At 68.9% G+C, this 12083-nt stretch carries 11 protein-coding genes and 1 tRNA gene; 5 read left to right on the plus strand and 7 right to left on the minus strand.

The genetic code is table 11. The features are described from left to right. Nucleotides 1-757: 757 nt before the first annotated feature. On the minus strand, nucleotides 758-925 hold the full coding sequence (locus ABT001_RS34400) for a hypothetical protein (protein ID WP_351285491.1): 168 nt from the start codon (nucleotides 923-925) through the stop codon (nucleotides 758-760). A 165-nt stretch (nucleotides 926-1090) separates the two neighbouring features. Here ABT001_RS34400 and ABT001_RS34405 point away from each other — a divergent pair, with 165 nt between their 5' ends. From ABT001_RS34405 to ABT001_RS34425, 5 genes are all read left to right on the plus strand, one after another. Next, nucleotides 1091-2077 (plus strand): ABC transporter substrate-binding protein, encoded by a 987-nt coding sequence (locus ABT001_RS34405; RefSeq protein WP_224219774.1) that lies wholly within the window; start codon nucleotides 1091-1093, stop codon nucleotides 2075-2077. Between the two features lie 142 nt (nucleotides 2078-2219). Next, a complete protein-coding gene (locus ABT001_RS34410) occupies nucleotides 2220-3233 on the plus strand; it encodes an ABC transporter substrate-binding protein (protein ID WP_121700802.1) in 1014 nt (337 codons plus the stop codon). Continuing rightward, nucleotides 3233-4141: an ABC transporter ATP-binding protein gene (locus ABT001_RS34415; protein ID WP_224219772.1), complete on the plus strand. Its 909-nt coding sequence runs from the start codon at nucleotides 3233-3235 to the stop codon at nucleotides 4139-4141. Before ABT001_RS34410 ends, ABT001_RS34415 begins: the two co-directional genes overlap by 1 nt. Further along, nucleotides 4138-4965: an ABC transporter permease gene (locus ABT001_RS34420; protein WP_059298081.1), complete on the plus strand. Its 828-nt coding sequence runs from the start codon at nucleotides 4138-4140 to the stop codon at nucleotides 4963-4965. Before ABT001_RS34415 ends, ABT001_RS34420 begins: the two co-directional genes overlap by 4 nt. Nucleotides 4966-5031: 66 nt before the next feature. Further along, a complete protein-coding gene (locus ABT001_RS34425; protein WP_059298083.1) occupies nucleotides 5032-6003 on the plus strand; it encodes a quinone oxidoreductase family protein in 972 nt (323 codons plus the stop codon). 69 nt (nucleotides 6004-6072) lie between these two features. Here the strand turns inward: ABT001_RS34425 and ABT001_RS34430 are convergent, their stop codons facing one another. The 6 genes from ABT001_RS34430 to ABT001_RS34455 all read right to left on the minus strand — a co-directional run bounded on the left by ABT001_RS34430 (nucleotide 6073) and on the right by ABT001_RS34455 (nucleotide 12020). Beyond that, on the minus strand, nucleotides 6073-7767 hold the full coding sequence (locus tag ABT001_RS34430) for a carboxylesterase/lipase family protein (protein ID WP_121700775.1): 1695 nt from the start codon (nucleotides 7765-7767) through the stop codon (nucleotides 6073-6075). A 474-nt stretch (nucleotides 7768-8241) separates the two neighbouring features. Further along, nucleotides 8242-8436, minus strand: a complete 195-nt coding sequence (locus tag ABT001_RS34435; RefSeq protein WP_351285494.1) for an acyl-CoA carboxylase subunit epsilon — start codon at nucleotides 8434-8436, stop codon at nucleotides 8242-8244. A 14-nt stretch (nucleotides 8437-8450) separates the two neighbouring features. Beyond that, nucleotides 8451-9995, minus strand: coding sequence for an acyl-CoA carboxylase subunit beta (locus ABT001_RS34440; protein WP_351285496.1), 1545 nt, complete (start codon nucleotides 9993-9995; stop codon nucleotides 8451-8453). A gap of 76 nt (nucleotides 9996-10071) precedes the next feature. Further along, nucleotides 10072-10503: a hypothetical protein gene (locus ABT001_RS34445; protein ID WP_351285498.1), complete on the minus strand. Its 432-nt coding sequence runs from the start codon at nucleotides 10501-10503 to the stop codon at nucleotides 10072-10074. Nucleotides 10504-10628: 125 nt separating this feature from the next. Next, nucleotides 10629-11426, minus strand: coding sequence for an AfsR/SARP family transcriptional regulator (locus ABT001_RS34450; protein WP_351285499.1), 798 nt, complete (start codon nucleotides 11424-11426; stop codon nucleotides 10629-10631). Between the two features lie 503 nt (nucleotides 11427-11929). Beyond that, nucleotides 11930-12020 (minus strand) — tRNA-Phe (locus ABT001_RS34455). Between the last annotated feature and the right edge of the window lie 63 nt (nucleotides 12021-12083).

Consider the following 12083-nt stretch of genomic DNA (forward strand, 5'->3'; position numbering starts at 1 on the left):
ACGCGTTCTCGCCCGGCCCCAACCTCTTGTAGGCGTCCCTCACCGACGCGGGGAAGAGATCGTCCGGATGAGCACGCAGCAGAGCCTCACGGTTCAGCTCGCGTTTGGCAGGCGAGTCCCCTGAGGTGGCTGGTGGGCCACCGGTAGCCACGCGGGACCGCAGGTCAGCGGTTGCATCGGCGACAGGCCCGCCGCCTTCGCGAGGAGGCCGGGCCGTCCAGGGTGAGCGTGTGATACCGGCAAGAACTCGGTTCGCTGTGAGTTAGCGATCAGCCGACTTCTGCCGGAGCTTCTCGATCGCCGGTGCGGTTGATGCAGGTCGCCTCGATGCGGCTGCATCCGCCGATGGCACCACACCGACGTAATCGGCTTCGCCGGCAAGGAATGAGAACGGTGGTGGCGGTGATGGAACACCGGACGCAGAACGCGAGGCTGACGTGGCCGATCAGACGGCCGGCATGTGGCGATCCATGAAGGGGAGGAGGAGCAAGGACAACCCTGCGACGTACTCATCACCTCGGCCGGGCAGGCGATCCGGCCCAGTCCCTTCTGGGAGCTGCCGGACGAGACTTTCCGGCAGATGATCGAGGTGAACTACCCGAGGTCATCACGACTGCCGGCGAACGTGAACGAGGCCCCAATCCCTCGCCCTGGTCCAGGTTTACACCTACTGCGAGTGACCGTCCTGGGCACTCTTCGGGCGGGCCGGCGGCCTGTTCCGAGCGGGCTCTTCGTCACTCCTGGTCGACGCGAGATTTCACGGTGCTGGTTCGGTGCTGGATTGAACGGGGCCAGGAGTGGAAAGCCGCAGGTCGTAGCTACGATCGGATGAGTTGTCGTACCACTCCATCATGTTGCCGGCGACGGACGCGATGACCACGCGCCGCGTCGTGGACGCGCCCTCGGTCGTGCTCTTGCGGGGCATGTGTGCTCCTTGCCGTTCGAGCGTGAGATCGGTGGAGCGTACGAACGGCACCATGCCGCCTCAATCGGGCCGGTCCGCCAGGCGGGACACCACACTTCCGCCGGTGCACCCGGAGTGCCAGCGTGCCGCCACCTCGACCTCACTCCGACCCGGAGGCCGCATCCGATGTTCCGCCATCACGGCACGCAAGGGCGCCAGGCGGTCGCCCTCGCCGCGCTGCTCGCGCTCCTTCTCGCCACCGCCTGCGGGGCCGGCACCACCGACTCGGCCGGATCCGGGGGCGGCAAGCACCCGACCGTGCGGATCGCCCTCGGCGTGGATGCCTCGTACGCCCCGCTCTACCTCGCCGCCGAGCGCGACATGTTCGCAGAGGCCGGCCTCGACGTGCAGCTGATGAAGGTGGAGGGTGGACCGGCCGCGGCCCAGGCGGTCACGGCCGGCACGGCACAGATCTCCGCCAACGCCGACTCCACCGCGCTGCCACAGATGGTGAACAACCCGCGGCTGCGAGCCCTGGGCGCCTTCCAGTCCTCAGGCCGCTACCTCAAGGTCGTCCTGCGGGAAGGCATCACCTCGCCGCGCCAGATCAAGACGATGGGCTCGATCCAGGGCATCGGCCTGTACGCGACACACGAGTACCTGCGGCACCACGGCATCGACCCGCAGTCGGTGAAGATCCAGCAGAGCGCGCCCCAGGAAATCCCCACGATGCTCCAGCGCGGCGACATCGACGCCTACATCCTCTTCGACCCCTGGGTGAGCAAGGGCGTCGAAGCAGGCGGTCACCTCGCGGGATCCATCGGTGACTTCGGGGTCACCTACGTGCAGTGGCTCATCGCCGACCGGAAGTGGCTGGAGAACAACCAGGAACTCGCCGGGAAAGTGTTCAAGGTGGTGGCCGAGGCGGGCCGGGCGGTGACCGAGGACCCGCACGCGGCAGCCCTCGCGGCGCACGAGCAGGCCCAGCTGCCGGTGGCGGGCACGGAGAAGGCCATCGGTGAGATCTCGTTCGAGTCCCGAGCCCTGACCTCGGCCGATGTCACGTCCTCACGTCGGATCGTGGACTTCCTCATGGAGCAGCACCTCGTCAAGAGCGCCCCCGACCTCGACACGGTCCTGCTGCGCGGCTGGTACGACCAGTACGCCGGATGACCGGCTGGGACGAACATTCCCAGACCGTCCCACTGAGCGGACCGCCGCGCATGCACCTGCCCGCCGACCGGCAGTAGCGTGCGCCAACTCGCGAGCCCACCCCCCGATGACCTGCCGAAAAGCGTCCCGATCCGAGGTGGCCATGAAGACTGCGTCCCGCCCGAAAATCCACTCGAAACCACACATCACCCGCTCTGCCCTCCTCACTGCCACACTGCTCACGGCGACCGCGTGCGGCGCGGGCACCACCGACACGGGGGCCGGTCCCGGCTCCGGCGGGGCGGGCGGACCCCACATCCGCGTCGCGGTCGGTGTCGACGCCTCGTACGCGCCGTTCTTCGTGGCCGGCGCCGAGGGGCTGTGGGCCAAGCACGGGGTTGATGTCGACCTGGTCCAGTTCGCCAAGGGAGGGGAGGGAGTCGACGCCCTCAACGCCGGACAGGTCCAGATGGCAGGCAATTCCGACGCCACCACCATCGGCCTGCTCGGACAGAACCCGGACCTGCGCTCGCTCCTCGTCTACGAGGACTCCGGGCAGTACCTCAAGGTCGTCCTGGGCCCTCATGTGAAGTCCCCGGCCGAGATCCGCAAGATGGCCGTCGTCCCGGGCCTGTCCGAACTGGCCGCCACCCGGTTCCTCGAATCGAAAGAAATCGAGCCCGACGCGGTCGAATTCGTCACGGCCGACCCCGCCGAGATTCCGGCGCTCACCAAGAAGGGCGACGTGGACGCATACGTCCTGTGGGAGCCGTGGCCGGCCAAGGGGGAGGAAGTGGGCGCGCGGGTTCTGGAGACCACGGGCGACTACGGCCTCAGCTACCAGCACTGGCTTCTGTCGACCTCACCCTGGCTCAAGGAGAACAAGGACACCGCCGCCAAGGTGGCCGCTGCCCTCGCGGAAGCGGCCGAGAAGACCGAGAGCGATCCGCAGGCCGCGGCACAGGCCACCAAGGACGCCGCGAAGATCCCCTCCGCGCAGACCGTGAACGCGGTGAAGGACATCGACTTCGCCGTTCGCGACTTCACGGCCGAGGACCTGAAGGGCTACGAGGACACGGCTCGCTTCTACCTGGACACCGGCAAGATCAAGGCCCGCCCCGACGTGTCCCGCACCGTCCAGCGCGGCTGGTTCTCCGACGACACGAAGGGGTCCTGATGACCGAGGTGACCAAGGGGACCGAGGAGAAGACGGCACCAGCGCAGGGCGTCGGAGCCGCGGCCACCGTGACAGCCCCGCGTACGGAAGCAGCGCCCGGACGTGGCGCGGCCCTGCGCGTCGACGGGGCCGGCATCTCCTTCGGTGACTTCCGGGCCGTTCAGGGCATCGACCTGGACATCCCGGCGGGCGAGTTCCTCTGCCTGCTCGGTCCGAGCGGCTGCGGCAAGTCCACGCTGCTGTCGGCCATGGCCGGCTTCGTCCAGGTCAGCGAGGGGTCTCTCACCGCGGACGGCGTCCCGGTCAGCGGCCCCGACCCCGAGCTCGGCATGGTCTTCCAGAGCAGCGAGGCCCTTTTCGACTGGATGACGGTGCACCAGAACGTCACCTTCGGGCCCCGCATGCGTGGCCGCAGCCGCACCGAACAGAACCGGGTGGCCGACGAGTTCCTCGGCCTGGTCGGCCTGCGTCACTGCGCGGACCGCTACCCCGGCCAGCTCAGCGGCGGCATGCGCCAGCGCGTCCAGATCGCCCGAGTCCTGGCCAACGAACCGGGCGTCGTCCTCATGGACGAACCCTTCGGCGCGCTCGACGCGCAGACCCGGCAGGTGCTGCAGCAGGAGACGGCCCGCATCTGGAGCGCGTCCGGCTGCACCGTCGTCTTCGTCACGCACGACATCGACGAGGCGATCCTCCTCGCCGACCGGATCGCCGTCATGACGGCAGGCCCGGCGGCCTCGATCAAATCCCTGTACACGGTCGACCTGCCGCGCCCTCGCGACGAGTCCGACCCCGCCGCCCTGCGCCTGCGCAACCAGCTGCGCGAGGACATCGGAGAAGAGGTCCGCAAGGCCATGCGTGATCAAGGACTCGACGACCAGCTCGACCGAGAGGCGAACGGCGCATGACGATCACCACCACCGAGGCCCCGGCCCCGACCCGCCCACGCACACGCCGCCCCGGCGGAGCGGGCGGCGGACAGGCACTGCGCACCTTCAGCCTGTACGCGTTCGCCGTCCTGGTCGGCCTGGGTGTCTGGCAACTCGTGGCCATGAAGTACGGCCCTTCCCTGGTCGCCTCGCCGAGGCAGACCCTGTCGGCCGCCCGTGAACTGGCGTCCGACGGCACCCTGGGCAACTCGGTCATCGCCTCCAGCCGGCGCATCCTCATCGGCTGGGGCCTCGGCGTCGTGGTGGGCGCCCCGGTCGGACTGCTCATCGGGCAGATCAGAATCGTCCGTCAGCTCCTGGAGCCGTACATCGAGTTCTTCCGCTTCATCCCGCCCGTCGCCTTCGTGACCCTGGCGGTGGTGTGGCTGGGCATCGGCGAGTCGTCGAAGGTGGTGTTGATCTTCTACACGGCCGTCTTCATCGTCACGCTCAACACCAGCGCTGGTGTGATGGCCGTCAACGAGTCCAAGCTGCGGGCGGCCGCCAGCCTCGGAGCCGGGCGCCGCCAGATTCTGCAGCGCGTCGTGCTGCCGTCGACGGTCCCCTACATCCTCACGGGCGCCCGCCTGGCCATGGGCAACAGCTTCCTGACGATCGTCTCCGCCGAGATCGTCGCCGCCCAGGTGGGCCTCGGCTCCCTCATCTGGACCTCCCGCAACTACGGCCGCATCGACTGGGTCTTCGTCGGCATCATCACCCTCGGCCTCCTGGGCCTCGTCTATGACCGGATACTGCGCCTGATCGCGATGCGTGTACTGCACAAGTATGGAGTTAAGGTGTAAACGGAGCCGTGGAGATCAACGGGGGAGGGCAGTGGCCAACGGGGGAAGAACGGAGAAAAACAGCAAGTGAGCACTTCCTCGTCCACATCGCGCGCCCTTGTCCTCGAGGAGTTCGGCACCCTGCCGCGCCTTGAGGAGCGGGCCCTGCCCGAGCCCCGGCCCGGACACACCCTCGTCCGGACGGCGGCGGCCACCGTCGCCCACCTGGACCTGAACATCCTCGACGGCAAGTTCGGCATCCTGCCCGAGCTGCCGTTCATCCCCGGAACCCAGGGCAGCGGCTACGTCGTCGCCTCGGACACCCACCCCGAAGGTGCCCTGGTCCGGCTGCGCGGTGAAGGGCTGGGCCTCAGCCGCGACGGCGCCTGGGCCGAGCACGTGCTCGTACCGGACGCCGCCGCGGAGCCCATGCCCGAGGGCACCGACCCCGCTCTGGCCTGCATCTACTTCTCCCCGGTCGGCACCGCCTGGGCGACCGTCCACCCCATCGCCCAAGTACGCCCAGGAGAGCGGGTACTGGTCACCGGCGCGTCCGGCGCGGTCGGCGCCATGGCCGTGCAGCTCGCCGCGCGCGCCGGCGCCGAGGTCGTCGGCGCGGTCGGACGGCCCGCGAAGCTGCCCCACGTACCCGGCGTCGCCAAGGCGCTGCTCGCCTCGGACCTGTCCGAGGAAGCGATCGGCGGCAAGGTCGACGTACTGATCGACACGGTCGGCGGCACGATCCTGCGCGACGCCCTCGCCCTGGTCCGCCCGCGTGGCAGGGCCGCGCTCCTCGGCTACACGGCCGGCCGCGAGCTCACCCTCGACCTCGCGGACTTCTTCCTCGCCGACGTCTCCCTCCTGCCGGTCAACATGATCTCCCGCGGCCAGGAGGTCGCCCCCGAGGTGCTGCGCCTGCTGCCGGACCTGTCCTCGGGCGCGCTGTCGCTGCCGTACGAGCGCTACGGGATGGACGCGCTCGACGAAGCGGTGGAGCGGCTGGGGACCGGGACGGCGGTCGGCAAGATCGTGCTCGACCTGGGGGACACCGGCGACTGACGCCCTCCCCCGGCGGAACACGTCGAACGGGCCCTCTCTCGCAGGAGAGTGCCCGTTCGACGTACCGGATCAGGACTGGGGAACGCCTGCCTGTGCGGCGAGCCGGTCCGGGTCGACAGGCAGCCAGTCGTAGTCGATGGAGTTCCAGAAGTCGCACTGGCGGCGCGCCTCGTACACCCCGGTCTTCAGGGCACGGCTCTCACCGCCCGGCAGCAGGGACATGAACGTGCCCGCCCGGTACGAAGGCCAGGCGGCGAGTCCAGGGGCAGCGGGGTTCCCGTGCTTCACGAACGAGCCCCAGTGGCGCACCATCTCCGCGGACAGCTGCCGCTGCTCGGGAGACAGCAGCTCCGAGACCGCCGAGGGAAACAGGTATGCCATCTCGCTGGCATGCGAGGCACCCGCGTCGAAGCCGGTCGAGGGCCGGCCGGTGGGTGGGTGCGGGTCGTTGAACTCGTAGAAGTACGTCCGCGGTTGCCGCGTCGCGAACCGGGCCGTGAGGTTCTGATACTGGCAGCCTCCGAGTCCGTAGAAGACGCTGCTGTCCCCCCACAGCGCGCCGAAGGCGTAAGCCCCGGTGTACGAGTCGCCATAGGCGTCGAACGGATAGTGCGCGAGTACGGCATCGGCCTCGTCCCCGAACTCTGTCCGGACCGCTCGCTCGTACTGCTCCTTCGTCGCCTGCGCGAACGGCAGTGCCCACGCGCGCACCTCGTCACGGGTGTGGCCGATCAGGAGGGGGACGTTGGCGGTCCCGCCGGTGCGTACGGCCTCGATCGGCGGGACGGGCAGTTCGGGGACACCGGACACGGGCAGCGGACCGCTCAGGACGCCGCCGACGAAGCCCCCCGCAGCGGCCTGCAGTGCACCGGCGGGCTTGGCCCGCAGACAGGACAGGCCGGCCGAGGTGGTGGAACAGCCCGCGGCCGCCGCGTACCTCTTCCCGCGGTCGACGGCCTGCCCGACGGTGTGACTCGGGCACCCGCCACTCTGGATGATCGCGCCGGAGAAGAGCCCTCGTGCCGGGGGCGATGCCATGAGTGCGCAGACGGAATGGCCTCCGGCCGACTCACCGGCGATGGTGACCCGGCTCGCGTCTCCGCCGAACGCACCGATGTTGCGTTGAGTCCAGCGCAGCGCCGCCTGTTGGTCGAGCAGGCCGTAGTTGCCCGCACCGTGCCGGCTCAGCCCGGGCAGGTCGAGGAAGCCGAAGACGCCGAGGCGGTAGTTGACGGTGACGACCACGACGTTGTTGGTCCTGGCGATCAGCGAGCCGTCTTCCCCGTCCCCCGAACCGAAGGAGAAGCCGCCGCCGTGGATCCAGAACATCACCGGCAGCGGACGGTTCGTGCGGTGGGCCGGGGTGTAGACGTTCAGGTACAGGCAGTCCTCACTCATTCCCGGGCTGCCTGTGCCGCCGCCGAACTGCAGGCAGCGAGAGCCGGGAGACGTGGCCGACCGAGTGCCTGTCCAGGCAGCGGCGGGTGCCGGAGGCTGCCAGCGTCCGGCACCTACGGGCGGAGCCGCGTATGGGATGCCGAGGAAGCGGTCGACCTGGTCTGCCGAGGCTCCCGCGACCGGACCCTTGTCGGTGGGAATCGTCAGGGAACGCGGGGCGGCCGTCGCGGGTACAGCCGTTGTGAGGCTCAGTAGGAACAACAGGCTCGCCAGGCAGGCGAGTCCCCGTCGGACAATGGGTCGCACGGGATCTCCTGAGAGGTCGGAGCGATGGGGGAGCCATGATGAGCCCGGCGCGGCACGCATGCGGCTTTCGCGTTCCGTTCAACAGACCCCGGGGCCGGAAGGAGGCCGCACCCGACGGGGTCACACCGGGAGGAAGCGGGGGACGCTGCTGATGACGCTCATTTGACGCTCCCGGCGCCCGCGCCCAGGCCAGTCAGCCACAAAACGGGCTCTGACCTGGTCCTTTCGGGGGGCCGCTCAAGCCGACATCATTTCGATGACGCACCATGTGGAGTGCGTGGCGATCCTGGAGCCTGCGGACAAGGGTGCCTGACCTGCGGGCCCGTGGTTCTGGTGGGCTGTTCGACCTGTCTCCCTGCACACGACGGGCCAGTGGACGAGGCAGCCTGGCTTGAGGTTTCACTCTGGGCGCCTTGTTGTGGAGGCAGCCTGGTACGGCGTCGGTGTCCCGGCACACGGATGCCCCCGGACCGGGTGGCGACGTTTCCGTCGTGACCTGGGTGCCGGGGGCGTCCGCGTGCCGGACGCGGTCCCTTACGGGGCCTGCCAGCTGTGGGGGGCGTGGAAGCGGTCGGGGCGCCAGACGGGGGTCGCGCCCGGGCAGTCGAGCTCGGCTCCGGGCGTGGTCCTGGGGGTCCGGGCGAGGAAGAGGACCGTGAGGGCGGCGAGTTCCTCGGGTGTCACCGCACCCTTTTCGATGCGTATACAGGCCGTGGACTGGGTCGTCATGGGTGGGGTCTCCGTCACTGAGGGGGGTTGCCGTGTTTGCGGGCGGGGCGGTCGACGTGTTTGGTCCGCAGCATCGCCAGTGAGCTGATCAGCACCTCACGGGTCTGGGCGGGGTCGATGACGTCGTCCACCAGACCGCGTTCGGCCGCGTAGTACGGATGCATCAGCTCCGCCTTGTACGCCTTGACCAGTTCGTCGCGTTCGGCCTCGGGGTCCTCCGCCTCGGCGATCTGACGGCGGAAGATCACGTTGGCCGCGCCCTCCGCGCCCATCACCGCGATCTCGTTCGTAGGCCACGCGTAGGTGAGATCGGCGCCGATGGACTGACTGTCCATGACGATGTACGCGCCGCCGTACGCCTTCCGCAGGATCAGCGATATGCGGGGCACGGTCGCGTCGCAGTACGCGTACAGCAGCTTGGCTCCGTGCCGGATGATGCCGCCGTGCTCCTGGTCGACACCTGGCAGGAACCCGGGAACGTCGAGCAGCGTCACGAGCGGGATGCTGAAGGCGTCACACAGCTGCACGAACCGCGCGGCCTTCTCGCTCGCCTCGATGTCCAGGACACCGGCGAGGAACCGGGGCTGGTTGGCGACGACGCCCACCACCTGTCCGCCGAGCCTGGTCAGCGCGCAGATGATGTTGGGGGCCCAGCGTTCGTGGACCTCCAGGTATTCACCGTCGTCGACGATCTCCTCGATCACCTGCCGCATGTCGTACGGGCGGTTACCGTCCACCGGGACCAGGTCGACGAGGGCCTCGCAGCGCCGGTCCGGCGGGTCCTCGACCGGCAGCGCCGGCGGTGTCTCCCGGTTGTTGCCAGGCAGCAGGGAGAGCAGATAGCGCACCTCCTCCAGGCAGGTCTCCTCGTCGTCGTAGGCGAAGTGACACACGCCGCTGGTTTCGGCGTGCACGTCTGCGCCCCCGAGGCCGTTCTGGGTGATCTCCTCACCTGTCACGGTCTTGACCACGTCCGGGCCCGTGATGAACATTTGTGAGGACTCGCGCACCATGAACACGAAGTCCGTCAGGGCGGGTGAGTACGCCGCGCCGCCGGCGCAGGGCCCGAGCATCACGCTGATCTGGGGGATGACGCCGGACGCCTTGGTGTTGCGGCGGAAGATCCCGCCGTAGCCGGCCAGCGCGGTGACGCCTTCCTGGATGCGGGCGCCCGCACCGTCATTGAGGGATACGAGTGGGGCGCCCGCCGACATGGCCAGGTCCATGATTTTATGGATCTTGGAGGCATGGGCCTCGCCGAGCGCCCCGCCGAAGATGCGGAAGTCGTGCGCGTAGACGAAGACGGGGCGGCCCTTCACGGTGCCCCAGCCGGTGATGACTCCGTCCGTGTAAGGCCGCTTGGCCTCCAGGCCGAAGCCGGTCGCCCGGTGCCGGCGCAGGGACTCCACCTCGTGGAACGAGTCCTCGTCGAGGAGCAGGTCGATCCGCTCCCGGACAGTGAGTTTGCCCTTGGCCTTCTGTGCGGCGGTGGCCTTCTCGCTCGGGCCCGCGTGCACCCGTTTCCGGATCTCGGCCAGCTCCGCGACGTGGAATCGCATGTCTCTCCCTACCCTTGGCCGGCAGCCCCGGCGGCGTCGTCCGGTGGCGAGGCGTTTCGAGAGTCGTGACGTATGTTCAGTTGCTGAGTCGGCGCAAACCGTTGATCTGCAGTACGGCGAAGCCTCCGACGACGGCGGCCTGCATCAGGATCCAGACGGTGCCCACGGTGTTCGGATCGAACCAGCCGAACACGGCAGTGGCCACGCTCGCGACGGCCCACAGCAGGTTGGCCGCGATGACCGCCTTGGTGGGACCGGCCGCAGGTACCTTGCGGGTGGCCAGAACGGCCACGAGGATGCCGTACACGGTGAGGAACGCACCGATGCCGCGCAGCAGCCCGGTGTTCAGGTCGAGCAGATCACCGACGGGGCCGGCGGCGAGCAGGTAGATGAGGCCGTTCCCGGCGGTCACGGCGGCGTCGAGCGCGAGGAACGTGCGCAGAGGGCGCGCGTTCGCCGTGCGTCCGGTGGTGTCCGCGTGGCGGACAGAGGTCTGACTCGTAGTCATGGGAGTACTCCGAATGTAAGGGGGACCGCTCATGTACGTTTCCGTCGTCCCTGGGAAGCGTCGCAACATGGGCTGACCCGGAGCTGACGGCGGGCTTACGAGGTCGGCGCGGACGGCGAGCGAACTCACGCAGGCTGGAGCACGATCGACGCCGGGGAGCCACCCGCGAGGGCAGGGTCGTGCGAGAGGATCGCGTTCTCCACACGGCGGAGCGAGGGTGAGGGTTCGATGCCGAGCTCGTCCGAGAGGTGCTGCCACATCCGGCGGTAGACATTCAGTGCGTCTGCCTGGCGGCCCGAGCGGTAGAGGGCGATCATCAGCTGCTCGCAGAAGCGTTCCCGCAGCGGATGATTGGTATGGGCATCGTGGAGCTCGGCGAGTACGGCCGCGTGGTTGCGGAGGCTCAGCTCGGCGTCGAAGCGGAGTTCCATGGCCCGCATGCGGTGCTCCTCGTAACGACCGCAGGCCAGCTGGCACAGGGTGCCGCCGGTGAAGTCACCGAAAACGGGGCCGCGCCACATCGCGAGGGCTTCTCCGAGCAGACGGGCGGTGGCGGCCGGATCACCGGCAGCGGCGACCTCTGCCTGTCGGACGGTCTTGGTGAACTCTGCCGCGTCCAGCTCGCCTTCGGTGACAATGAGCCGGTAACCGGAGGGATGGATGGTGACCCGAGGGGAAACCCGGTCGGGTTCCAGGCTCTTCAGCTTCCGGCGCAGGCGGCTGATATGGGCCTGCAGGGCGTTCGCCTGGTTGTCCGGGACCGAATCGCCCCACATCTCCTCGACGAGGCTCTCGCCCGAGATGGACTGCCCCTCGTTCACGAGAAGTGTCTGGATAAGGGTCCTCTGGAGATCACCGGAGATCTCCGCAGGACCTAACGCGGTACGGATCTGGAGTGCGCCGAGAATCGAGAAGCTCAGCATGACGTTTTCCCCCTTGGCGTTCGGGCGGCAAAGACGGCTGAACACGGGTGGGGGCTCGTCATGGCCGTTGAAGCCGCAGCCTGGGGCCGCGGTGGCCGGCGCGTGGCGATCTACGGGGTCCACCGGACCGACCCTGGAGCTTCCTCCCGCATGCATCCTGCCACAGAATAATTCCTTTGAGAAGGTATTTTTCTGTGAGGTCGCTGCCGAGGGGAGGGGAGGGGACTGGCGGCAGGTGGCGAGCGCAGGCGGCCCGGACCCGGTGGGGGAGGGGCAGAGCGCCCGCACCTCGACGGGCCGCACACCGTGGCGGCCCGTCGAGGTGTGGGCTCCGCCGGTTCGGGGGGGCCCGGCGGATCCAGCGGCGTCCGGAGGTCGCGGCGCCATGGAGGCAGGGCACGCAGACAGTTCGGACCGCCGTGACTGCGAGCCGGCGTTCGAGGCGGCCGGAATTCTGGAACGATGTGAATTCCGGCGGCCGGTGACAGTCGGTCTCGATAGGGCGGAGAGGGCAGGATTCGAACCTGCGTGGGTTTTTAGGCCCGACCTAAAGGTGTCTTTTGGTCCCCGATGAGCCGCTCCGGGCACCTCTCCTGGTGGTGACGTCGGCCGGTGGTGTGGGCCGTGTCGCGGAGAGGGCAGGATTCGAACCTGCGT

The organism is Streptomyces sp. NPDC002793, assembly GCF_040295485.1.
GTDB lineage: Bacteria > Actinomycetota > Actinomycetes > Streptomycetales > Streptomycetaceae > Streptomyces.